Genomic DNA, 22,037 nt, shown 5'->3' on the forward strand with positions numbered 1-22,037 from the left:
GGGCGGGGCTCGCCGTCCACCGATACCTGGCGCTCCTCCATCGCCTCGAGCAGCGCCGCCTGGGTCTTGGGCGGGGTGCGGTTGATTTCGTCGGCCAGCAGCAGGTTCGTGAAGACGGGGCCCTCGCGGAATGAGAACTCCGCGGTGCGCGCGTCGTAGATGAGGGAGCCGGTGATGTCGCCGGGCATCAGGTCGGGGGTGAACTGGACGCGCTTCGTGTCGAGGGAGACGGCTGCGGACAGGGCGCGGACGAGCAGTGTCTTTGCGACGCCGGGGACACCTTCGAGGAGCACGTGGCCCTGGCTGAGCAGCGCGATGACCATGCCGGTGACGGCCGCGTCCTGGCCGACGACCGCCTTGGCCACCTCGGCGCGCACTGCCTTGAGCGCCCGGCGCGCGGCGAGCGCTTCGGGAGTCGAGGCGGCGGGGACGGCCGGGCGCGTCGGCGCGAGGGTCGGCTCTGGCCGGGTCGGCGTCGGCATCTGGACGGTCCCCGATACCGGGCCGTCCTCGAAGGTCGGCGCGAGGGTCGGCTCTGGCCGGGTCGGCGTCGGCATCTGGACGGTCCCGGGCACCGGGCCGTCCTCGAAGGTCGGCGGCGGCGCGAAGCCCGGGGCGCTCAAGGGCTGGTCGGCGGGCGCGGGCTGCTGCGGGAAACCCTGCGTGGCTCCGGATTCGGTCACGACGAGCGGACCTCCTGTTCCAATCGGTCGAGCTGGCCGGTCAGCCGCACCAGTTCTGCTTCGGTCATCGGGACCTCGCCGGCGAGCACCGCGTGCACCTGCTCCGGCGGCCGGCCCAGCCGCTCGGCGACGGCCTGCACGAGCGACTCCGGCTTTCGGCCGGCGGCCCCGGCCGGCAGTCCGAGCAGCGGCGCGATGCGGCGGGCCGCCGCGCTGCGGAGCAGGCCCGCGGCACGGCCGTGCGCCGCGGCGCGGCGGTAGAGATTCGCATGCCCCTCAACGGTTTCCGCGGCGCGCACCTTCACCGGCAGGTTCTCGCTCACCAGGCGTCCGAGCCTACGCGAGCGCCAGTAGGCGAGGGCAGCCGCCGCGATGAACAGCTGCAGCAGCATCCACCAGATCCAGTGCGGGATCAGCTGGGCCAGCGTCACCGCCTGGCTGCTGGAGCCGCCGCCGCTGCCCGACCCGCCGCCGCTTCCGCCTCCGCCGCCGCCCGCGCCGGACGCGGTGGCCGTCGGCGTACCGGAGCCGCAGGCCGATCCGGTGCAGCCGTTGAGGTTCTCGTCCAGGGTGAACTGCTTCGCCAGCCACACCAGCGTGCCGTGCCCGCCGAACAGTCCGAGCGCGAGCGAGGCGTCGCCCTGGTTCGCGAGGTACTCGTTCTCGGTGAAGTCGGTCCAGCCCAGCAGGATCACGTCGCCGCCGGTCTTGGTGTTCCGCAGGGAGACCAGCGCCGGGTCGGCGTTCGAGCCGATCGCGTAGCAGCCGGTCAGATCCGTGTACGCGGGCGACGCGGTGCCGGTGGGCGTCGCGGTGGCGGACGTGGTCGCCGTGGAGCTCGTGGGCAGCTGGTACGTCTCGCTGCCGTCCGGCATGACGACGGCCCCGGCGCTCGTCGCGTTGGACTGCGTGCAGTCCGTTCCGGTGTCGACGACCGTTGACGCCTCGGTCGTCGACGGCTTGTCGACGGTGACGCCGGGCGCGAGCGCGTCGATCAGAGCCGAATCGGTGCTCAGGACGATGATCCGGCCCCAGGCCGTCGACGCGAGCCGGGCGATGTCGGCCGCGCTCATGTCCGTCTCGTCCTGGTCGATCACCAGCGTGGTGTCGCTGCCGCTGTAGATGTCGGCGTCGGAGGCGGCGGTCGACGTCGTGTACTGGATCCCGTTCTCCATCAACATGTTCAGCATCGCGTCGTCGTTCTGCGGAGAGATGAGCGCCGTGGTGCTGGTGGGAGAGGGGGTCGCGGCGTACGCGGTCGGAGTCAGGGCGGTCAGCAGTGCTGCGGCGGCGACGAACGGAGCGCGGCGTACCTTGATCATGCGCGCACCGCCGAACCGATCGCATCGTCGACCGCGCTGATCACGCCGTAACCCTCGGGCGTTCCGAGGTATTCGCCGTACTCGACCTCGTCGAAGGCGCGCGCGGCGTCGCGTAGGGCTTCCGCATGCTCCGGCAGCAGCTCGCCCGCGTCGCGCGCCGCCTCGTCGGCGGTGCGGTCCTTGCGTTCGGGGAGCAGCGACCGCTCGTCGAGTACCGCGATGACGGCGCGGAAGCGCTCGCGGATCGCCTCCTGCCAGTTCCCGCCCTTCGCGGCCTGCTCGGCGTTGTGCCGGTGCAGAGCGGCCCCGAACAGCGGGGTCTCCGCGCTGCCGCCGGCGAGGTGCTTGCCCTTGTCCTTCTTGGCGTTCTCGTCCTTGCGCGGCTTGCCGATCTTCCGCAGGACCAGCAGGATCGCGATGCCGACGACGACGATCAGCAGGATGACGAGCAGGATCGTGGTCCCGCTGGAGTGGTGCGAGGCGGTGGAGGTCGGCGTGGGGCTCGGCGTCGAGACGGTCGGTGTGGGCGACGAGGTGGACGGCGTGGGGCTCGGGCTCGTCGGCTGGACGTGGTACTTGCCCTGGGCCAGCTCCTGCGAGGCCTGCTGCTGCGCCTGCTGCCGCCCAGGCGTCATCGGCGCGCCTTCGGATATCGCGCTCACAGCATCGACCCCTGAGTCCGCCGGGACCTGTTCGCGAGGCGCGCCCAGGCGATTCGGATGTCCAGGCCCTCCCGCCGGAAGCGCCGGTCCACGTACAGCAGCGTGGCCGTGGCCGCGCGGTACGGCGTGGTCAGCAGCAGCGTGACCAGGTACGTGACCGCGTATGCGACGAGCCACCAGCTGAAGCCGGGACTGCCCGGCAGGCCGGCGAACTGGTCGCCGACGCCGTACGCGTCGCGCAACTGCCAGCCGAACACGGTCAGCGAGGCTGTCGCGCACGCCGCGATCAGCATGGTCAACAGACTGCACCAGCCGATCCGGAAGATGCCGCGGGCGGCCAGCCGCCGCGAGCGGCGAAGTGCGGTGCCGATGCCGGCGCCCTCCAGCACCGCGGCGGGGGCCGCGACGGCCGTCACCGACTTCAGCACGAAGCAGAGCGGGACGAAGCCGAGGCAGATCAGGAAGTACCAGCCGCTCACCTTGCCGGCCGGATTCACGGCCGCGGCGTGCGCGGCCAGGCCGAAGAGGAACGTCGCGAACGCGCGCGGCACCGTCGTGATCGCGGCCAGGACGTAGAGGCGCGCGGTCCTTCGCCTGAGCATCGCGCGTGCCTTCGCGGCGTCGACGGGCTCCGCGTCCACGTAGCCCTTCACCGAGGGCGCGAACAGCCCGGCGAGCACGGTCGCGGCGAAGCCGGAGCAGACGACTGCGATGAGGATCTCCGTCGTCACCAAGCAGATCTTCTCGCCGGTGCTCGGCGCGTAGTTCACGGTCGCGTCGCCGAAGAAGTCCGTCGACGTCCAGCTCGGATGCGCCTGCACGTCCTGGCTGATCATCCGGTTGAACCACCAGGTCAGCGCCAGTGCGGCGGCCGAGCTGAGGGTGACGACGGCGGCCGCGCGGGCCAGGATCGCCTTGGGCACCGACGGGATCGCGCCGACCGCGCCGTCGATGAGTTCGAGGACGGAGAGCGGACGCAGCGGGATCGGGCGCTGCCGGAACTCGCGCGGCGCGGTGCTCTTCGCGGCGGCCGCGGTGGACCCCGGGGCCCGGGCAGCCGGCGCGGCCGCCTGGATCCGGGTGCCCGACGGGCCGTTCGACGCTGGCACGGACGGCGACGCCCACGGCGCAGCCGTGTCGGTCCCTGCCTCCTCCGGCATTCCCTCGCCCGCCCTCACCTGGATCCGCCGAGACACGGCGTGGCCCCCGCAACCGCGCAGGGTCCAGATTGTGTCATGCCGAGCAGAGCCAAATCCACAGTCCGCCCACTAACGTGGGCCCCGGAGCCCGCCTGGAGGCCGTCCAGAGCGCGGGCCTGTCGCGTACCCCGTATCAGGTCGTCACGGTATGCGAGGATATTCAGGTACCCCCGGGCGTGTAGGGGCGGGTTGGCCAGGTGAAGGGAGCGGACCCCGGATGAAGGGTCGCGTGTTGATCGTCGACGACGACACCGCGTTGGCGGAGATGTTGGGCATCGTCCTGCGGGGCGAGGGCTTCGAGACCGCGGCGGTGGCGGACGGCGACCGCGCGTTCAGCGCGTTCCGGGAGTTCAAGCCGGACCTGGTGCTGCTCGACCTGATGCTGCCCGGGCGGGACGGGATCGACGTGGCCCGGCAGATCCGCGCCGAGTCGGGCGTGCCGATCGTCATGCTGACCGCGAAGAGCGACACGGTGGACGTCGTCGTCGGCCTCGAGTCCGGCGCGGACGACTACGTGATCAAGCCGTTCAAGCCCAAGGAGCTGGTGGCCCGGGTGCGCGCCCGGCTGCGCCGCGCGGACGAGCCCAAGCCGGAGACGCTGGCCATCGGCGACCTGACCATCGACGTGGCCGGGCACTCGGTCAAGCGCGGCGGCGAGCCGATCGCGCTGACCCCGCTGGAGTTCGACCTGCTGGTCGCCCTCGCCCGCAAGCCCTGGCAGGTGTTCACCCGCGAGGTGCTGCTCGAGCAGGTCTGGGGCTACCGGCATGCGGCCGACACCCGGCTGGTGAACGTGCACGTCCAGCGGCTGCGCTCGAAGATCGAGCACGACCCGGAGAAGCCGGAGATCGTCATCACCGTGCGCGGCGTGGGCTACAAGGCGGGACCGGCCTGAGTCCGTTCGGGCGGGCCGGGGAACGATGAGGATCGAGAGTAGGGACGAGCACTGATCATGGCGCGGAGGTGGCGCCGGTGGGGCGCGGCCGCGCTGCGCCTGCCCGGCAAGGTGCGTTTCCGGTGGCGGCGTTCGCTGCAGTTCCGGGTCGTCGCGGTGACGATGGTGCTCTCCGTCATCGTCGCGGTCGGCCTGGGCGAGTTCGTCGCCGACCGGGTCGCCAAGGGCCTGCAGGCCACGCGGTACAGCGTGGCCGAGGGCATCACCGCGTCCGGCTTCAAGCTCGCGCAGAGCCAGTTGCAGGACTACGGCAACGGCACGGTCAGCGACACCAACTTCTCGGACGCCGCCGAGCAGCTGCTCACCCTGCTCAACACCGGTTCGGCCAACGGCCAGCTCTACCAGGTCGCGCTCGAGTTCATCGGGGACAAGGCCGGCGCGGTCCCGCCGACCGGGACCTGGGGCTTCGGTCCCTCGGTGGTGCCGGCCGGGCTGAAGGAGAAGATCGCCGAGAACGCCAACCAGGCCTTCAGCGAGTACTACACGCTCACCGAGACCTCGGTCGACGGCCGGACCGTCACCGTGCCCGCGGTGCTGTTCGCGAAGCGGGTGAGCACCAGCGACGGGCTGACCGCCGACGTGTACTACGGCTTCCCGCTGCGCCAGGACCAGCAGACGCTGAACAACGTCGAGGAGTCGCTGCTGCTCGCCGGGCTCGTCCTGGTGCTCGCGCTCGCGGTCATCGCGTGGTTCGTCACGAGACAGGTGGTCACGCCGGTCCGGATGGCCGCAGCGATCGCGGAACGGCTCGCCTCCGGGCGGCTGGACGAGCAGATGCGGGTGCGCGGCGAGGACGACCTCGCCTCGCTGGCCACGTCGTTCAACAAGATGGCGATGAACCTGCAGAGCCAGATCCGGCGGCTCGAGGAGCTCTCCCGGATGCAGCGCCGCTTCGTCTCCGACGTCTCGCACGAGCTGCGCACGCCGCTGACCACGGTCCGGATGGCCGCCGACCTGATCCACGACGCCCGCGAGGACTTCGACCCGACCGTGGCCCGGTCGGCCGAGCTGCTGCAGACGCAGCTGGACCGCTTCGAGGAGCTGCTGGCCGACCTGCTGGAGATCAGCCGCTTCGACGCCGGCGCCGCGGTGCTCGACGCCGAGCCGGTGGACCTGCGGCTGCTGACCCAGAAGGTCGTCGACGGCGCGGAGCCGCTGGCCGAGAACAAGGGCAGCCGGGTGGTCACCCGCTTCCCGCAGGCCCCGGCCGTCGCCGAGGTGGACACCCGGCGGATCGACCGGATCCTGCGCAACCTGGTCGTCAACGCGATCGAGCACGGCGAGGGCAAGGACGTGGTCATCACCATCGCCGCCGACGAGGACGCGGTGGCGATCAGCGTGCGCGACTACGGCGTCGGCCTGCGGCCCGGCGAGTCCTCGCTGGTGTTCAACCGCTTCTGGCGGGCGGACCCGGCCCGGGCCCGCACCACCGGCGGCACCGGCCTCGGCCTGTCCATCGCGCTCGAGGACGCCAAGCTGCACCGCGGCTGGCTGCAGGCCTGGGGCGAGCCGGGCGGGGGCACCCAGTTCCGGCTCACCGTGCCGCGCACGGTCGGCACCGAGCTGCTGCACTCGCCGATCCGGCTCGAGCCGGAGGACTCCCAGCACCACCAGCGGCACCGCCGGCTGCCCGCGGCCTCGACCGCGGCGCGCGGCCTGGTCCGCTCCGGCGCCATCGCCGCGATCGGCCCCGGCTCCGGGCCCGGCGACTCCTCCTCGCGTCTCGACCGGTACCCGGGCACCTTCGTACTGCCGCCCTCCGGCCCGGCGGGTTCGCCGCAGCCGGAGCAGGCCCGCGACGAGGAGGCATGAGCCGGTGACCGCACGGCCGGGGCGGGCTGGGATACGGATGGCGGGGCTCGCGGCGGTGGTCGCGGCGCTCGCCTCCGGCTGCGTCAGCCTGCAGACGAACGGGCCGGTCGCGACCGTCGCCGACGGGGACTCCGGGTCCTCGCAGGTGCAGATCTGGCCCTCGCCGCCGACCGCGAGCGAGTCGCCCACCGCGATCGTGACCGGGTTCCTGGCCGCCGCGCGCAGCGGCTCGGCGAACGCGTCGATCGCCGAGGCCTATCTGAACGCGGACATGCAGCGGCAGTGGAAGTCCGAGATGAACACGGTGCTCGTGCTCGCCGACGACTCGGAGACCTATCCGCAGGCCCCCGGCCAGAACGGCTCGTCCGCGGACCAGGGCGACAGTTCGGCGGCCGCGCAGATCCCGGCGGCCGGGCAGGCGGAGCAGGCCGCGCAGGACACCGACGCCGGCGGCTCCGGCACCGACGTCACCGAGCAGGTGCAGGGCGACCTGCTCGGAACGGTGGACTCCTCGGGCGTCTACTCCGCCTCCAGCGGCCAGGTGACGTACGAGTTCGGGCTCACCGACACCAAGAACGGCTACCGGATCTCCTCGCTGCCCGACGGTTTCGGCGTGCTGATGGAGCGCTCGGACTTCGAGTCCTCCTACAGCAGGCACAACGTGTACTACGAGAACGCGCAGTACGGCGGCAAGCTGATCCCGGCTCAGATCTACCTGCCCTCGATAGACACCGACCAGGAGCTCGCGGACGCGATGGCCCGCGAGGTCGTGCAGGGCGTGCCGGACGAGCTCGGTGCCGCGGTGCAGGACCCGGTGCAGAACGCGGTGCTCAAGAGCGGCGTGCAGTTCCAGGGCGACGGCTCGGCGATTGTCACCATCGACAGCCACGGCGCATGCGCCAAGGACGCCGGCGCCTGCGAGTACCTCAGCCAGCAGCTCGCCGTGAGCTTGAACAGCCTGAGCACGAAGGTCACGTCGGTGACCGTGAAGGACCAGTCGAACAACCACGAGTACTCCCCGCCCCTGGACACCACGCTCACCTCGTACGGCCTGAGCCAGGCCCCGCGGGGCGGCCAGAGCGCCTTCTACGCCATCGCCGACGACGGCGAGGTCGAGCAGGTCGGCACCGGCAACTCGGTGAGCTCGAACGAGAAGAGCTACGGTCCGGCGAAGTCGAAGTTCAAGGAGGTCGCGGTCAACCCGGTGCAGGCGGACCGCGCCCCGCAGCTCGCGCTGGTCGGCCAGGACGGCACCAAGGTCTACGTCACGCGCCGGCAGGACACCTCGGGCGATCTCACGCAGGTCTACCCGGGCACCGCGACCGCGACCGGCGGGACGGTCGGCGGGCTGAGCTGGGACGCGTACGGCGACCTGTGGTTCACCGTCACGCAGGGCGGAACCACGACGGTCTACCGGTACGGGCAGAACACCCTCAGCCAGGTCGCCGTGACCGGGCTCGACGGCACGATCACGCAGGTCGCGGCGGCTCCGGACGGCAGCCGGGTGGCGGTGGGCTTCAAGGACTCGAGCGGCGACTCCTGGATCTCGATCGGCGCGCTCTCCCAGAACGACGGAGGCTGGCAGCTCGACCTGTCCGCACCCGACGTGGTCGCGGCCGACTGGAGCCAGATCAACGACTTCGACTGGTACAACGAGGACTCGCTCGCGGTGCTCGGCATCCAGCCGAACTCGCAGGTCCTGGGCCTCTACCAGGTCTACACGGACGGTTCCGCGGTCTACGACTCGCTCACCGAGCAGCCGGTCGAGGCCGGGCCGCCGGCCAACGCGGACAGCTTCGTGTGGACCGCCGGCAGCCAGCCGGTCGCGGCCGCGGTGAACGGCGGGAAGCACTCGCTCTACCAGTTGTCCGTCGAGGGCGTGGACGCGCAGCTGCTCACCGGGGTGTCGGGCACCTCGCCGAGTTACTGAGGATTCACTCAGCGTCTTTTCGGCGTTCGCCTACTGACTGCGCGTCAACCGCGGCCTAATATCGGCAAGATGGGGCTCAAGAACTGGGCATTGCTGCTCGCGGACCTGGTCCTGCCCGCCGAGTGCGCGGGTTGCGGCGAATCGCGCTCGCGCTCCGCGCTGCCGGGGCTCTGCACGCTCTGCGCGCTCAGCCTCTCCGGCCCGCCGCTTCCGGCCGGGCCGCCGAAGCCGGCGGAGGGCGTGCCGCCGGTGCACGCGCTGGCCGCCTACCTCGATCCGGTCCCGGAGATCATCATCGCGCAGAAGGAGCACGGCCGGCTCGACCTGGCCAGACCGCTCGGCGTGGAGCTGGCCAGGGCCGCGGAGGCCGCGGCGGCCGGCGCCGACCCGTTCTGGCTGGTGCCGGTCCCCTCGACGCACGCGGCGACCGTGCGGCGCGGCCAGGACCCGATGCTGCGGATGGCCCGGGTCGCGGCGGCCCGGCTGCGGGCGAGCGGCCGGGCGGTGGCGGTGCTGCCCGCGCTGACGCACCGTCGGAAGGTCGCCGACCAGGTCGGGCTGGGCCGCCGGGAGCGCTCGGAGAATCTGGACGGCGCACTCGCGGTGCGGGCTTCGAGCGCCAGGCTGCTGCCCGAGCGGCCGGTGGTGCTGCTGGACGACGTGATGACGAGCGGGGCCACGCTCGCCGAGGCGGCCCGCGCGCTGCGCGCGGCCGGCAGCGCGCCGGTCGGCGCCGCCGTCCTCGCGGCGGCCCGGCTCAGCACCCGGCTGAGCTGAGGGTTTGCATACTGTTCACCCGCATGGGGGAGCAGGGTCTTTTGGGTCTACCGTATGGGCGCTTCCGGGATTACTTTGCCTCTATCGAGGCTAGGAGGGCCTGCGAGGGCGGCGGCAGGCCGCCTTACCCGAATGGTTTCCGCCCTAAACGAGAGGCTTCAATCCCCATCTTTCCCTACATATACGGACTGTTCGGGCGTATGGTCGGACCACCCTGACGGAACAAGCGAGAGGGATGCACCCGTGGAGATCGTCGTGAAGGGTCGCAAGGCTGAGGTGACCGAGAGGTTCCGCAAGCACGTGGTGGACAAGCTCACGCGGATCGAGCGGTACGACCACAAGATCATCAGCCTCGACGTGGAGCTCTCGAAGGAACGCAACCCCCGCCAGACCGAGCGCAAGGACCGGGTCGAGCTGACGATGCGCTCCCGCGGGCCGGTGATCCGCGCCGAGGCCTGCGCGCAGGACCCGTACGCCGCACTGGACCTGGCCGTCGGCAAGCTCGAGGCGCGGATGCGCCGGGCCGCCGACCGCCGCCGCGTCCACCACGGCCGGCGCAGCCCGGTGTCCGTCGCCGTCGCCACCTCGAATCTCGCCGAGCTGGAGGCCGCGGACTACCTGGCCAGGGAGGCCGCCGAGGCCGAGGGGGGCGCCGGCAAGCAGGAGGCGCAGCGGCACAAGGTCTGCAACATCGACGTCGAGGGCGACGGCCCGCTGGTGGTCAGGGAGAAGACGCACGCGGCCAAGCCGATGGCCCTGGACCAGGCGCTCTACGAGATGGAGCTGGTCGGCCACGACTTCTACCTGTTCGTCGACGCCGACACCAAGCTGCCTTCGGTGGTCTACCGCCGGCGCGGCTACGACTACGGCGTGATCCGGCTGGACGACGCCGCCCACTTCGCCGAGGACTACGACGCCGCGCACTTCGGGGGGCGTGCGGCCTGACGCCCCGTCAACCCCCTTCCGCCCTGCGCGCCGCGCGCTTCGCGCATCTGTGCAAATGCACGCCGCGCGGAGGACTATTATCAGGAGTCATCGACCCCAGACGATGATGGTCCGACTACCTATCGCTACCGTGCCCGGCGCCGGCCGGGCACGTGGCGGGTGGCGGCACGGCCGGGAGCCGCACGGCGACCGCGGGAGATGACGGAAGGGGCTGGGACTGATGTCCGATGCTCGGGCAGGGGCGGCACAGCGCGGCGAGCCGATCAGGGTCCTGCTCGTCGACGACCACGCACTGATGCGGCTGAGCCTGCGCACCGTGCTGGAGACCGAGCCGGACATCGAGGTGGTCGGCGAGGCCGGGGACGGGAACGAGGCCCTGGCCAAGGCGGCTGAGCTGCTGCCGGACCTGGTGCTGCTGGACGTGAAGATGCCCGCCCGCGGCGGGATCGGCGGCGGCATCGAGGCGGCGGCCGCGATCAAGGACATCGCCCCGAGCGCCCGCGTCGTCATGCTCACCATGAGCGAGGACGAGGAGGACCTCTACGAGGCGATCAAGGCGGGGGCCAGCGGCTACCTGCTCAAGGACGTGCTGCCGCACGAGATCGCCGACTCCATCCGCTCCGTGGTCGGCGGCCAGTCGCTGATCTCCCCGCCGATGGCGGCGAAGCTGCTGACCGAGTTCGCCACCATGGTCCGGCACGGCGAGGACCGGAAGAACCCGGGCCCGCCCGCGCCCCGGCTGACCGACCGCGAGCTCGAGGTGCTCAAGCTCATCGCCACCGGCGCGAACAACAGCAAGATCGCGAAGACGCTGTTCATCAGCGAGAACACGGTCAAGAACCACGTGCGCAACATCCTGGAGAAGCTGCAGCTGCACTCCCGGATGGAAGCGGTCATGTACGCCGTGCGCGAGAAGATCCTCGACCTGCCCTAGCCGGCGCCCCTGAACGTATTGGCGGCCCGGGCCGCGGATACGGCATCATTGACCACGACCTCCGGGCCTGCCCGGAGGCGTCGCTGCGATCCCGGGTCGTCTAGTGGCAGGACATCAGATTTTGGTTCTGAGTACGGAGGTTCGAATCCTCCCCCGGGAGCTGCGCTCGGATTCGCTTCATCGGCACCAGGTAGGCTCGGCGATGGTCCTTGTCGCCGAGAGTAGGTAGGCACTTCATGCCCCCTGAGCTCCGCCCCGCCGCCGTATTCGTCCTCGCTGCCGGACAGGGCACCCGGATGAAGTCGGACACGCCCAAGGTGCTGCACACGCTGTGCGGCCGCCCGCTCGTCGGCCACGTGGTGGCCAACGCGCGCGGGCTCGATCCGCGGCGGCTGGCCGTGGTCGTCGGGCACGGCCGCGAGCAGGTCTCCGCGTACCTGGCGAGCGTGGACCCGGAGATCCGCGCCGTGGTCCAGGAGGAGCAGCACGGCACCGGGCACGCCACGCGGGTGGCGCTCGAGGCGCTGGCCGAGACCGACGGCGAGCTCGAGGGAACCGTCCTCGTGCTGTTCGGCGACACTCCGCTGCTGAGCACCGAGACGATGGCCGCCGTGCTCGAATCGCACCACCGGGCCGGCCGCGCCGTCACCGTGCTGACCGCGATCCTGGACGAGCCGCGCGGCTACGGCCGGATCATCCGCGAGGGCGACTCCGTCGTCGCGATCGTCGAGCAGAAGGACGCGACGCCCGAGCAGGCCGCGATCCGCGAGGTCAACTCCGGCGTGTTCGCGTTCGACGCCAAGGTGCTGCGCGACGCCCTCGGCCGGCTGAACCGGGACAACAAGCAGGGCGAGGAGTACCTGACCGACGTGCTCGGCATCGCCGCGGCGGACGGCCTCACGGTCGGCGCGCACGTCGTCGAGGACTGGCACGAGACGCTCGGCATCAACGACCGGGTCCAGCTCGCCGAGATGCGCGGACTGCTGAACCGGAAGCTGACGGAGCATTGGATGCGCGAGGGCGTGTCCATCATCGACCCGGCGACCACCCAGCTCGACGTGCAGGTCACGCTCGGCCGGGACGCGATCGTGCACCCGAACACGCAGCTGCACGGCAGCACCGTGATCGCCGCCGGGGCCGAGATCGGCCCGAACTGCACGCTCACCGACACGTTCGTGGGCGAGGGCGCCAGGGTGACGAACGCCACGACCGAGGGCGCCGAGATCGGCCCCGAGGCGACCGTCGGCCCGTACACCTACCTGCGGCCCGGCACGAAGCTCGCGCGCGGCGCCAAGGCGGGCGGCTTCGTCGAGATGAAGAACGCGGAGATCGGCGAGGGTTCGAAGGTGCCGCACCTGTCGTACGTCGGCGACACGACCATCGGCGAGGGCTGCAACATCGGCGCGGGCACCATCACCGCGAACTACGACGGCGTGGCCAAGCACCGCACCGAGATCGGCGACCACGTGTTCGTCGGCACGAACACCGTGCTCATCGCCCCGGCGACGCTGGGCGACGGCGCGTTCGTCGCTGCGGGCTCGGCGATCAGCAGCCCGGTCGGCCCCGGCGAGCTGGCCGTGGCCCGCGGCCGCCAGCGCAACATCGCGGGCTACATCGAGCGCAAGCGCCCGGAGAGCAAGGCGGCGAAGGCGGCGGCCGAGGCGAAGGCGCAGACGGCCGGAGAGGGAGCCGAGTAGCCCCGACCGGAGCCGTCCGGATGCCGCGGTGACGGACCGCGCACGTTTTCGCCGGACGGAGGGCGGTTCGTGGGATGAACCGCACACGTCCGTATGGTGTCCGGCGGGGGTCGGCATGTCGCGACTTCTGCGACAATAGGAGGGGGCAGAACCCGCCGTCTCGCGATGAACGGGATAACGCCCGATGCTTCCCCCGCTTTTGACACAGGATCGGGCAAAGGCTCGTCAACTCCCCAAGGAGCTAGTCGCGTGACCGGCATCGAGACCACCGGCCAGAAGAAACTGATGTTGTTCTCCGGCCGGGCGCACCCGGAACTGGCCGCGGCGGTGGCCGCGGAGCTGGGCGTCGAGCTCGCGCCCACCCAGGCCAGGGACTTCGCCAACGGCGAGATCTACGTGCGTTTCGAGGAGTCGGTGCGCGGCAGCCACGCCTTCGTGCTGCAGAGCCACACCGCGCCGATCAACCAGTGGATCATGGAGCAGCTGATCATGGTGGACGCGCTCAAGCGCGCCTCCGCCAAGAACATCACCGTGATCATGCCGTTCTACGGCTACGCGCGCCAGGACAAGAAGCACCGCGGCCGCGAGCCGATCTCGGCCCGGCTGATGGCCGATCTTTTCAAGCAGGCGGGCGCCGACCGGCTGATGGCCATCGACCTGCACACCGACCAGATCCAGGGCTACTTCGACGGCCCGGTCGACCACCTGTGGGCGATGCCCCTGCTGATCGACTACATCCGGGAGAACATCGACCGGGACCGGCTGACGATCGTCTCCCCGGACGCCGGCCGGGTGAAGGTCGCCGACAAGTGGTGCGACAAGCTCGGCGCCCCGCTGGCCATCGTGCACAAGCGGCGCGACGCGAACATCGCCAACCAGGTCTCGGTGCACGAGATCGTCGGCGACATCAAGGGCCGGGTCTGCGTCCTGGTCGACGACATGATCGACACCGCGGGCACCATCTGCGCCGCCTCCGACGCGCTCTTCGAGCACGGCGCGGCCGAGGTGATCATAGTGGCGACCCACGCGGTGTTCTCCGGGCCCGCCGTGGACCGGCTGAAGAACTCGCGGGTGACCAAGGTCATCGTCACCGACACGCTGCCGCTGTCCGACGAGCGCCGCTTCGACAAGCTGACCGTGCTCTCGGTGGCCCCGATCGTGGCCCAGGCCATCTCGGAGGTCTTCGAGGACGGCTCGGTGACCTCGATGTTCGAGGGCGCCGACGACTGAGTGCCCCTCGCTCGCTCCGCGGTGCGGAGCAGCCCTCCCCGCCGGGTAGGATGGACGTATTGCCCGGCGAGGGAGTGGCCGCGGTTCCGCGAGAGCGGGATCCGGCGGGCTCCGTGATCGACGTGCTGATCGCACTCCGGGCCGTCGCACGGCCCTTTTTTCATGGGCCGACGCCTCGGCCGGGGGTCGATTCGCCGAATCGTCCAGGCTGAAACCGACCCCCGACACCAAAGGCGACACCATGTCCGAGATCAAGATCGCGGCCGAGCCGCGCGACACCTTCGGCAAGGGCGCGGCCCGCCAGCTGCGCCGCGACGGCAAGATCCCCGCCGTGCTCTACGGGCACAAGCAGGAGCCGGTGCACCTCGCGCTGCCGGAGCACGACCTGTTCCTCGCGCTCAAGACCCCGAACGTCCTGCTGAACCTGGACATCGTCGGCGGCAAGAGCGAGCTGGCCATCCCGAAGGCCGTCTCCAAGGACCCGGTCAAGCGCACCCTCGAGCACGTCGACCTGCTGCTCGTGCGCCGCGGCGAGAAGGTCACCGTGGACGTCCCGGTCGTCACCGCCGGCGAGATCGCCCCCGGCGGCCTGCTCGAGCTCGTGCTCACCTCGCTCTCCGTCGAGGCCGAGGCCACCCACATCCCGGCGTCCTTCGAGGTCTCCATCGAGGGCCTGGAGGAGGGCTCGCAGATCACCGCGGGCGCCGTCCCCCTGCCGAGCGGCGTGACCCTGGTCACCGACGCCGAGGCCGTCGTCGTGCACGTGCTGACCCCGGCCGCCACGCTGGTCGAGGAGGAGTCGGCCGAGGGTGAGGCCGAGGCGGGCGCCGAGGCCGAGGCCGAGTAACTCCGCATGGCAGAACCCTGGTTGGTGGTCGGGCTCGGCAACCCCGGGCCCGGCTACGCCGCCACCCGGCACAACGCCGGATTCATGGTCGTGGACCTGCTCGCCGAGCGGATGGGCGGCAGGTTCAAGGCCCACAAGGGCGGCGCCGAGGTGGTGGAGGGACGGGTCGCGGGCCGGCGCGTCGTGCTCGCCAAGCCCAAGTCCTTCATGAACCTCTCCGGCGGCCCCACCGTGGCCGCGCAGAACTTCTTCAAGGTCCCGCTCGAGCAGATCGTCGTCGTGCACGACGAGCTCGACATCGACTACGGCGTGCTGCGCCTCAAGCGCGGCGGGGGCGACGGCGGGCACAACGGCCTGAAGTCGATCACCAAGTCGCTCGGCTCGAAGGAGTACCTGCGGGTCCGCTTCGGCATCGGCCGCCCGCCGGGCCGCCAGGATCCGGCCGACTTCGTGCTCAAGCCCTTCTCCTCGACCGAGGCCAAGGAGCTGGCGCTGAATGTCGACCGCGCCGCGGACGCCGTGGAGGCGCTGCTCACCGGCAGCCTGGAGGACGCGCAGAACCGGTACCACGCGGGCGTCTGAGCGGTCGGGTTCCGGGCGGCGGGCGGCGGTCTGCGAGAATCGGAGCGTGAGCTACGACTATGACGCCCCCGCATCCGCCGCACTGTTCGACCGCGCCCAGGCGGTGACCCCGGGCGGGGTCAACTCGCCGGTCCGCGCGTTCCAGGGGGTCGGCGGGACGCCGCGCTTCATGGTCTCCGGGCGCGGCGCGTACCTCACCGACGCCGACGGACGCGAGTACGTCGACCTCGTCTGCTCCTGGGGCCCGATGATCCTCGGCCACGCGCACCCCGCGGTGCTCGAGGCCGCGGGCGCCGCACTGGCCCGGGGCACCTCCTTCGGCACGCCGAGCGAGGGCGAGGTGGCGCTCGCCGAGGAGATGGTGGCCCGGATCGCCCCGCTGGAGCAGGTCCGGCTCGTCTCCTCCGGCACCGAGGCCACGATGTCGGCGATCCGGCTCGCCCGCGGCTTCACCGGACGCTCGAAGGTCGTCAAGTTCGCCGGCTGCTACCACGGGCACGTCGACGCGCTGCTGGCCGCCGCCGGCTCCGGCGTCGCGACGCTCGCGCTGCCCGACACGCCCGGCGTGACCGGCACCCAGACCGGCGACACGATCGTGCTCCCGTACAACGACCTCGAGGCGGTGCGCGCGGCGTTCGCCGAATTCGGGGACTCCATCGCCTGCGTGATCACCGAGGCCGCCGCCGGGAACATGGGCGTGGTCCCGCCGCTGCCCGGCTTCAACGCCGCGCTGCGTGATCTGTGCCACGCCAACGGCGCCCTCTACATCTCGGACGAGGTGATGACCGGCTTCCGCAGCTCGCGCGAGGGCTGGTTCGGCATCGACGGCGTCGCGCCCGACCTGATGACCTTCGGCAAGGTGATGGGCGGCGGCTTCCCGGCCGCGGCGTTCGGCGGCCGCGCCGACGTGATGGGCCAGCTCGCGCCGCACGGCCCGGTCTACCAGGCGGGCACGCTCTCCGGGAACCCGGTGGCGACGGCCGCCGGCCTGGCCACGCTGCGCCACTGCACCCCCGAGGTCTACACGCACCTGGACGCGACGGCGAAGACCGTGGCCCAGCTCGCCTCCGACGCGCTCTCCGAGGCGGGGGTGGGGCACCGGGTGCAGTTCGCCGGGACGATGTTCTCGATCTTCTTCACCGACGCAGCGGTCAACGACTACGCGACGGCCAAGACCCAGGACACCGGGAAGTTCAAGGCCTTCTTCCACAGCATGCTGTCCGACGGCGTCTACCTGCCGCCGAGCGCCTTCGAGGCCTGGTTCGTATCCGCCGCGCACGACGACGCCGCGATCGCCCGGATCGCCGAGGCCCTGCCGGCCGCCGCGCGGGCCGCCGCGAGCGCCTGAGCCCGCCCTCCGTCCCACGCCCCGACCGATGGCACCCCCAGCAGAAGGAACGCGCATGACGCAGCAGATCGACCCCGGAGTCAAGACCGTCGTCCACCTGATGCGGCACGGCGAGGTCTTCAACCCGGAGGGGATCCTCTACGGCCGGCTGCCCGACTTCCACCTGTCCGAGCTCGGCCGCAAGATGGCCGAGCGCGGCGCCGAGTTCTTCGCCGAGCGCGACGTGACCTACGTGGTGGCCTCGCCGCTGGACCGGGCCCAGGAGACGGCCGCGCCGATCGCGGCGCGGCGCGACGTCGAGCTGGCGACGGACGGCCGGCTGATCGAGGCCTCGAACTTCTTCGAGGGCAAGAAGTTCAGCGTCGGCGACGGCGTGCTCAAGCGCCCGGCCACCTGGCCCAAGCTGTACAACCCCTTCCGGCCGTCCTGGGGCGAGCCGTACAAGGAGCAGGTCGCGCGGGTGCGCGCGGCGCTCGAGGCGGCCCGCGACAAGGCGCTCGGGCACGAGGCCGTGTGCGTCAGCCACCAGCTGCCGATCTGGGTCAGCCGGCTCGCCGCCGAGCACCGGCCGCTGTGGCACGACCCGCGCAAGCGCGAGTGCTCGCTCGCCTCGGTCACCTCGTTCCACTACGTCGGGACGCAGCTCGTCGGCCTGGAGTACCACGAGCCGTCCAAGGACCTGCTGCCGGTGAAGACCACGAAGAAATTCGTCGCCGGGGCGTGAAACGCCTGACGGGGCGTCGGGTCGGCGGCCGGGAGAAGGTCACGCCGAGATCACGGCTTGCTGAGCTTTCCTGAGAACCGCTGACCCGACGGCTTCGCCAGAAATCGGGCATGCGAAACTCTTCGCATGGTCGCACCGAAACCCGCCCGCCGCCGTACGCTCGCCGTCGCGGCCGCGAGCCTCGCCGCGGCCGCGGTCCTCGCGGGCTGCGGGAGCAGCTCCGGCAGCTCGAACGGAGCGCAGACCGGATACGTCAAGGTCACCACCGGCATCTCGCAGGTGAAGGCCGCGGACCGGCAGGCGATGCCCGCGCTCTCCGGCACCACGCTGCAGGGCAAGTCGCTGTCCGTCGACTACACCGGCCACGTGACGGTGATCAACGTGTGGGGCTCGTGGTGCACGCCGTGCCGCGAGGAGGCGCCGGACTTCGCCGAGGCCTATCAGAAGTACCACGCCAAGGGCGTCGAGTTCGTCGGCATCAACACCCGGGACGACAACGCCGCGGCCATCGCGTACAACTCGCAGTTCGGCATCTCGTACCCCTCCTTGCAGGACCCGGACGAGACGCTGGTGCTCGACCTGAAGGAGATAATCCCGGCCACCAGCGTGCCGTCCACCGTGATTGTGGACAGCAGCGGCAAGGTCGCGGTGCGCGCGCTCGGCGGCATCACGGAGCCGGAGCTGCTCAAGGAGATCGACTACACCCTCTCCGGGAGCTGACCTTGTCGATCGGGTCCCTGATGGACAGCGGCTCGCTGCTGCTGGCGGTCCCCGTGGCCGTGGCGGCGGGCGCGATCTCCTTCGCCTCGCCCTGCGTGCTGCCGCTGGTCCCCGGCTACCTGTCCTACGTCACCGGCATGTCCGCGGTGGACGCGCAGGACCGGGCCGGCGCGGGCGCGGCCGCGCCGGACGAGACGGAGGGCGCGGACGGCCGGCCGGCCCGCCGCTTCCGCTTCGGCGCCCGGCACCGCACGCTGCTCGGCGCGTTCCTGTTCGTGCTCGGATTCTCCACGGTCTTCGTCACCGCCGGCTACGCCTTCGGCGACTGGGGCGAGTCGCTGATCGCGCACCAGCGCGGGCTCGACATCGCGTTCGGCCTGGTGATGATCCTGATGGGCGTGTTCTTCGCCGGGCTGATCCCGGACCGGTGGAGCGGCTGGATGCAGCGGGACGTGCGCTTCCACTACCGGCCGGCGATGGGCCTGCTCGGCGCACCGCTGCTCGGCCTGGTGTTCGGCATCGGCTGGACGCCCTGCCTCGGCCCGACGCTGACCGCCGTGCAGAGCCTCGCGTTCACCCAGGGCACCGCCGGCCGCGGCGCCCTGCTGTCCGCGTTCTACTGCCTCGGCCTCGGCGTGCCGTTCCTGGCCGCGGCGCTGGCCTTCGGCTGGGCGATGCGCGCGATCGGCTGGATCAAGCGGCACTACGCGCTGGTGACCCGGCTCGGCGGCGCGATGATCGGACTGGTCGGCATCGCCCTGGTCTCCGGGTTCTGGGAACACCTGATCACGCAGATGCAGTCATGGATCTCGGGCACGACGCTGCCCCTGTAGACCGTACGCGGGGACGACGTACACAACGAAGGATTAGTCCAGGTGAGTGAGCAGACGCAGGACACCGTCGGAACGGCTCCGGCCGCCGACGCCGACCCGCCCGAGCCCGTCGAGCAGGAGCGCCTGACCGAGGACGCGGTCGAGGCGGCGGCGGCCGAGCGGGCCGAGAAGCTGTCCACCGCGCCGAGGACGGACGACGGGATAGCGGTCCCCTCGCTCGGCGCCCTCGGCATGCTGCGCTGGACCTGGCGGCAGCTGACCTCGATGCGCATCGCGCTCGTGCTGCTGTTCATGCTCTCGCTGGCCGCGATCCCCGGCTCGATCCTGCCGCAGAACTCGATCGACCCGTCGAAGGTGACCACCTTCTACCAGTCGCACACGAAGTGGGCGCCGATCCTCAACGACCTGCGGCTGTTCGACGTCTTCGAGTCGCCCTGGTTCGGCGCGATCTACGGTCTGCTGTTCATCTCGCTGATCGGCTGCATCGTGCCGCGCTCCTGGGCGCACTTCAAGGCGATGCGGGCTAATCCGCCGGCCGCCCCGCGCAACCTCAAGCGGCTGCCGGTGCACGCCTCCTTCAGCACCACCGCCGAAGCCGACGAGGTGCTCAAGCTCGCGGCCAAGCGGCTCAGGGGACGCCGGTTCAAGACCGTGCGCGGCGAGGACAGGGCAGGCGGCTGGGTCTCCTCCGAGAAGGGCTTCCTGCGCGAGACCGGCAACCTGCTCTTCCACCTCTCGCTGATCGGCATCCTGATCGGCATCGCGATCGGCCACTTCCTGGGCTACAAGGGCGCGGTGCTGGTCACCGAGGGCACCGGCTTCTCGGACACGGTCACCAGCTACGACAGCCTCACCCTCGGCCCGTGGGTCGGCGCGCAGGACCTGCCGGACTTCAGCTTCACGCTGAACAAGTTCTCCGCCACCTACCAGGAGAGCGGCGACCAGTTCGCCCAGCCGCGCACCTTCGACGCCTACGTCAGCTTCAAGTCCTCGCCCTCGGCGAAGGCCAGGAACGAGGACGTGCAGGTCAACTCGCCGATGACGATCAACGGCACGAACGTCTTCCTGGAGGGCCACGGCTACTCGCCGGTCGTCGAGGTCAAGAACGGCAAGGGGGACGTGCTGTTCGACGGCCCGGTGACCTTCCTCGGCCAGGACGAGTACTTCGACTCCTCCGGCGCGATCAAGGCACCGAGCAACGTGAAGAACGGCACGGACCTCGGCTTCCAGGGCTGGTTCCTGCCGACCGCGTACATCTCCTCCGGCGCGATGCCCGCCTCGATCTTCCCGGCGGCGCAGAACCCGATGCTGATCCTCTCGGCGTACTCGGGCAACCTGAACATGAACGGCGGCGAGGACCAGAGCGTCTACAGCCTCGACACGACCGACATGAAGCAGCTGAACGTGAAGTCCAAGAGCGCCAGCGCCTCTGCGGGCAACGCGCTCGAACTGAAGGTGGGCCAGACCGCGACGCTGCCGAACGAGCTCGGCTCGATCACGTTCGTCGGCGTCAAGCAGTGGGCCCAGTTCAACATCGCCTACGACCCGGGTCAGAAGGTCGTGCTCCCCTCGGCGGTCCTGGCCGTGCTCGGCCTGATCGGCTCGCTGGGCCTGCGCCGCCGCCGGATCTGGGTGCGGGTCACCGAGCAGGCGGACGGCACCCGCCTGGTCGAGGTGGCGGGCCTGGCCCGCACCGAGGGCGCCACGCCCACGGCCGAAGTGACCCAAACCGCGCAAAGCCTGGCCGCGGCCGTGCGGCAGCCCGTCCCCGATGGAGCCCCCGCGTGAGTATCAACGAGAATTTCGCGCACTACAGCAATCTGTTCATCGCCCTCGCGCTGGTCGGGTACGCCGCGGCCTTCTTCGCCTATTGCGGCGAGTGGGCCTTCGGCACCAGCTCGCGCTTCGGCAAGAGCGTCGAGAAGGTCGGCACCGCGGCCGAGGGCGTGAAGCTCGGCAAGCAGGCCGCCGCCCCCAAGGTCGAGGCGGTCAACGCGGTCGACGGCGGCAACGGCGTGACGGTGCTCACCCGCGCCGTGGCCGAGGAGGAGGAGCCGACGATCGCCGGCGACAACCTCCGCGCCGAGATCGTCGGCCGGTTCGCCGTGATGGCGACCTTCATCGGCTTCGCATTCCACGCCGCCGGCGTGCTCTTCCGCGGCCTGGCCGCGCACCGCGTGCCGTGGGCGAACATGTACGAGTTCTCCTGCGCCGCCGCGCTCGCGATGAGCTTCGCCTACCTGGTGCTGCTCGTCCTGCGCAAGAAGGTGCGCTGGATGGGTCTGCCGGTCACCGGCATCGTGCTGCTGACCCTCGGCATCGCCTACACGCTGCTGTACACCGACGCCGAGGAGCTCGTCCCGGCGCTGCACTCGTACTGGCTGTACATCCACGTCACCGCGGCCGTGATAAGCACCGGCGCCTTCGGTGTGGCGACCGTGGCCACGATCCTCTACCTGCTCAAGTCGGCGAACGAGGAAGGCGGCCTGCGCCGCTTCAACAGCACCTTCGACCGGCTGCCCTCCTCGGTCGCGCTGGACCGCACCGCGTACCGGGTGATCGCGTTCATCTTCCCGCTGTGGACCTTCGCGATCATGGCCGGCGCCGTCTGGGCGGAGAAGGCCTGGGGCCGCTACTGGGGCTGGGACCCCAAGGAGACCTGGTCGTTCATCGTCTGGGTGGTCTACGCCGCCTACCTGCACGCGCGAGCCACGCACGGCTGGAAGGGCAAGGCTGCCGCGTACGTCGCACTGATCGCGTTCGCCTGCGTGCTGTTCAACTACTTCGGAGTGAACACCCTGCTCACGGGCAAGCACTCGTACGCGGGTCTGTAACAG

20 protein-coding genes and 1 tRNA gene are annotated in these 22,037 nt (G+C 71.0%); 17 read left to right on the top strand and 4 right to left on the bottom strand.

Translation table 11 applies throughout. The annotated features are described in order from the left end of the window. The 4 genes from KDK95_RS13850 to KDK95_RS13865 all read right to left on the bottom strand — a co-directional run. On the bottom strand, positions 1-482 hold a 482-nt coding region (locus KDK95_RS13850; RefSeq protein WP_212518594.1), incomplete at its 3' end, for an AAA family ATPase. Positions 483-679: 197 nt separating this feature from the next. Then, on the bottom strand, positions 680-2,005 hold the full coding sequence (locus tag KDK95_RS13855; RefSeq protein WP_212518547.1) for a DUF4350 domain-containing protein: 1,326 nt from the start codon (positions 2,003-2,005) through the stop codon (positions 680-682). Next, positions 2,002-2,640 (bottom strand): DUF4129 domain-containing protein, encoded by a 639-nt coding sequence (locus KDK95_RS13860; RefSeq protein WP_212518548.1) that lies wholly within the window; start codon positions 2,638-2,640, stop codon positions 2,002-2,004. Before KDK95_RS13860 ends, KDK95_RS13855 begins: the two co-directional genes overlap by 4 nt. 23 nt (positions 2,641-2,663) lie before the next feature. Next, positions 2,664-3,776: a hypothetical protein gene (locus tag KDK95_RS13865; protein WP_212518549.1), complete on the bottom strand. Its 1,113-nt coding sequence runs from the start codon at positions 3,774-3,776 to the stop codon at positions 2,664-2,666. Positions 3,777-4,083: 307 nt separating this feature from the next. On the opposite strand from KDK95_RS13865, the gene mtrA reads away from it, so the two are divergent. From mtrA to ccsB, 17 genes are all read left to right on the top strand, one after another. Continuing rightward, a complete protein-coding gene (gene mtrA, locus KDK95_RS13870) occupies positions 4,084-4,761 on the top strand; it encodes an MtrAB system response regulator MtrA (protein ID WP_034267548.1) in 678 nt (225 codons plus the stop codon). A gap of 57 nt (positions 4,762-4,818) precedes the next feature. Beyond that, positions 4,819-6,633, top strand: coding sequence for an MtrAB system histidine kinase MtrB (mtrB, locus tag KDK95_RS13875; protein WP_212518550.1), 1,815 nt, complete (start codon positions 4,819-4,821; stop codon positions 6,631-6,633). A 37-nt stretch (positions 6,634-6,670) separates the two neighbouring features. Further along, entirely contained in the window at positions 6,671-8,563 is a 1,893-nt protein-coding gene (locus KDK95_RS13880) for an LpqB family beta-propeller domain-containing protein (protein WP_212518551.1), read from the top strand. A 69-nt stretch (positions 8,564-8,632) separates the two neighbouring features. Then, a complete protein-coding gene (locus tag KDK95_RS13885) occupies positions 8,633-9,340 on the top strand; it encodes a ComF family protein (RefSeq protein ID WP_212518552.1) in 708 nt (235 codons plus the stop codon). A gap of 243 nt (positions 9,341-9,583) precedes the next feature. Continuing rightward, positions 9,584-10,285 carry a ribosome hibernation-promoting factor, HPF/YfiA family gene (gene hpf, locus KDK95_RS13890; RefSeq protein WP_212518553.1) on the top strand — a complete coding sequence of 234 codons (702 nt, stop codon included), beginning with the start codon at positions 9,584-9,586 and terminating at the stop codon, positions 10,283-10,285. A gap of 220 nt (positions 10,286-10,505) precedes the next feature. Further along, positions 10,506-11,219 (top strand): response regulator, encoded by a 714-nt coding sequence (locus KDK95_RS13895; RefSeq protein WP_212518554.1) that lies wholly within the window; start codon positions 10,506-10,508, stop codon positions 11,217-11,219. Positions 11,220-11,308: 89 nt separating this feature from the next. Then, positions 11,309-11,379, top strand: a tRNA-Gln gene (locus KDK95_RS13900). 76 nt (positions 11,380-11,455) lie between these two features. Beyond that, positions 11,456-12,916, top strand: a complete 1,461-nt coding sequence (gene glmU / locus KDK95_RS13905) for a bifunctional UDP-N-acetylglucosamine diphosphorylase/glucosamine-1-phosphate N-acetyltransferase GlmU (RefSeq protein WP_212518555.1) — start codon at positions 11,456-11,458, stop codon at positions 12,914-12,916. 249 nt (positions 12,917-13,165) lie between these two features. Next, positions 13,166-14,146 (top strand): ribose-phosphate diphosphokinase, encoded by a 981-nt coding sequence (locus tag KDK95_RS13910; RefSeq protein ID WP_307844347.1) that lies wholly within the window; start codon positions 13,166-13,168, stop codon positions 14,144-14,146. A gap of 241 nt (positions 14,147-14,387) precedes the next feature. After that, the gene (locus KDK95_RS13915) at positions 14,388-14,993 is read left to right on the top strand and encodes a 50S ribosomal protein L25/general stress protein Ctc (RefSeq protein WP_212518557.1); all 606 of its coding nucleotides are present in this window, start codon (positions 14,388-14,390) and stop codon (positions 14,991-14,993) included. Positions 14,994-14,999: 6 nt separating this feature from the next. After that, positions 15,000-15,575, top strand: a complete 576-nt coding sequence (gene pth, locus KDK95_RS13920; RefSeq protein ID WP_212518558.1) for an aminoacyl-tRNA hydrolase — start codon at positions 15,000-15,002, stop codon at positions 15,573-15,575. Positions 15,576-15,621: 46 nt separating this feature from the next. Further along, complete coding sequence (gene hemL / locus KDK95_RS13925; RefSeq protein ID WP_307844348.1) at positions 15,622-16,923, top strand: glutamate-1-semialdehyde 2,1-aminomutase; 1,302 nt, start codon at positions 15,622-15,624, stop codon at positions 16,921-16,923. A gap of 55 nt (positions 16,924-16,978) precedes the next feature. Next, positions 16,979-17,647 carry a histidine phosphatase family protein gene (locus KDK95_RS13930; protein ID WP_212518560.1) on the top strand — a complete coding sequence of 223 codons (669 nt, stop codon included), beginning with the start codon at positions 16,979-16,981 and terminating at the stop codon, positions 17,645-17,647. Between the two features lie 126 nt (positions 17,648-17,773). Next, the gene (locus KDK95_RS13935; protein WP_212518561.1) at positions 17,774-18,367 is read left to right on the top strand and encodes a TlpA family protein disulfide reductase; all 594 of its coding nucleotides are present in this window, start codon (positions 17,774-17,776) and stop codon (positions 18,365-18,367) included. A gap of 20 nt (positions 18,368-18,387) precedes the next feature. Beyond that, positions 18,388-19,200, top strand: coding sequence for a cytochrome c biogenesis CcdA family protein (locus tag KDK95_RS13940; protein WP_212518595.1), 813 nt, complete (start codon positions 18,388-18,390; stop codon positions 19,198-19,200). 42 nt (positions 19,201-19,242) lie between these two features. Then, entirely contained in the window at positions 19,243-20,988 is a 1,746-nt protein-coding gene (gene resB / locus KDK95_RS13945) for a cytochrome c biogenesis protein ResB (protein ID WP_212518562.1), read from the top strand. After that, positions 20,985-22,034, top strand: coding sequence for a c-type cytochrome biogenesis protein CcsB (gene ccsB / locus KDK95_RS13950; protein ID WP_212518563.1), 1,050 nt, complete (start codon positions 20,985-20,987; stop codon positions 22,032-22,034). The genes resB and ccsB overlap by 4 nt, the downstream gene beginning before the upstream one ends. The last annotated feature ends 3 nt before the right edge of the window (positions 22,035-22,037 follow it).

This window comes from Actinospica acidithermotolerans, assembly GCF_018139625.1.
In the GTDB taxonomy this organism is placed as follows: domain Bacteria; phylum Actinomycetota; class Actinomycetes; order Streptomycetales; family Catenulisporaceae; genus Actinospica; species Actinospica acidithermotolerans.

What these genes read in the sequence shown, in the direction of transcription:
- KDK95_RS13855 (WP_212518547.1), bottom strand. Translation starts at nt 2,005, where the DNA reads ATGATCAAGGTACGCCGCGCTCCGTTCGTCGCCGCCGCAGCACTGCTG.
- KDK95_RS13860 (WP_212518548.1), bottom strand. Translation starts at nt 2,640, where the DNA reads ATGACGCCTGGGCGGCAGCAGGCGCAGCAGCAGGCCTCGCAGGAGCTG.
- mtrA (WP_034267548.1), top strand. Translation starts at nt 4,084, where the DNA reads ATGAAGGGTCGCGTGTTGATCGTCGACGACGACACCGCGTTGGCGGAG.
- mtrB (WP_212518550.1), top strand. Translation starts at nt 4,819, where the DNA reads ATGGCGCGGAGGTGGCGCCGGTGGGGCGCGGCCGCGCTGCGCCTGCCC.
- KDK95_RS13880 (WP_212518551.1), top strand. Translation starts at nt 6,671, where the DNA reads ATGGCGGGGCTCGCGGCGGTGGTCGCGGCGCTCGCCTCCGGCTGCGTC.
- KDK95_RS13885 (WP_212518552.1), top strand. Translation starts at nt 8,633, where the DNA reads ATGGGGCTCAAGAACTGGGCATTGCTGCTCGCGGACCTGGTCCTGCCC.
- KDK95_RS13895 (WP_212518554.1), top strand. Translation starts at nt 10,506, where the DNA reads ATGTCCGATGCTCGGGCAGGGGCGGCACAGCGCGGCGAGCCGATCAGG.
- glmU (WP_212518555.1), top strand. Translation starts at nt 11,456, where the DNA reads ATGCCCCCTGAGCTCCGCCCCGCCGCCGTATTCGTCCTCGCTGCCGGA.
- KDK95_RS13915 (WP_212518557.1), top strand. Translation starts at nt 14,388, where the DNA reads ATGTCCGAGATCAAGATCGCGGCCGAGCCGCGCGACACCTTCGGCAAG.
- pth (WP_212518558.1), top strand. Translation starts at nt 15,000, where the DNA reads ATGGCAGAACCCTGGTTGGTGGTCGGGCTCGGCAACCCCGGGCCCGGC.
- KDK95_RS13930 (WP_212518560.1), top strand. Translation starts at nt 16,979, where the DNA reads ATGACGCAGCAGATCGACCCCGGAGTCAAGACCGTCGTCCACCTGATG.
- KDK95_RS13935 (WP_212518561.1), top strand. Translation starts at nt 17,774, where the DNA reads ATGGTCGCACCGAAACCCGCCCGCCGCCGTACGCTCGCCGTCGCGGCC.
- KDK95_RS13940 (WP_212518595.1), top strand. Translation starts at nt 18,388, where the DNA reads ATGGACAGCGGCTCGCTGCTGCTGGCGGTCCCCGTGGCCGTGGCGGCG.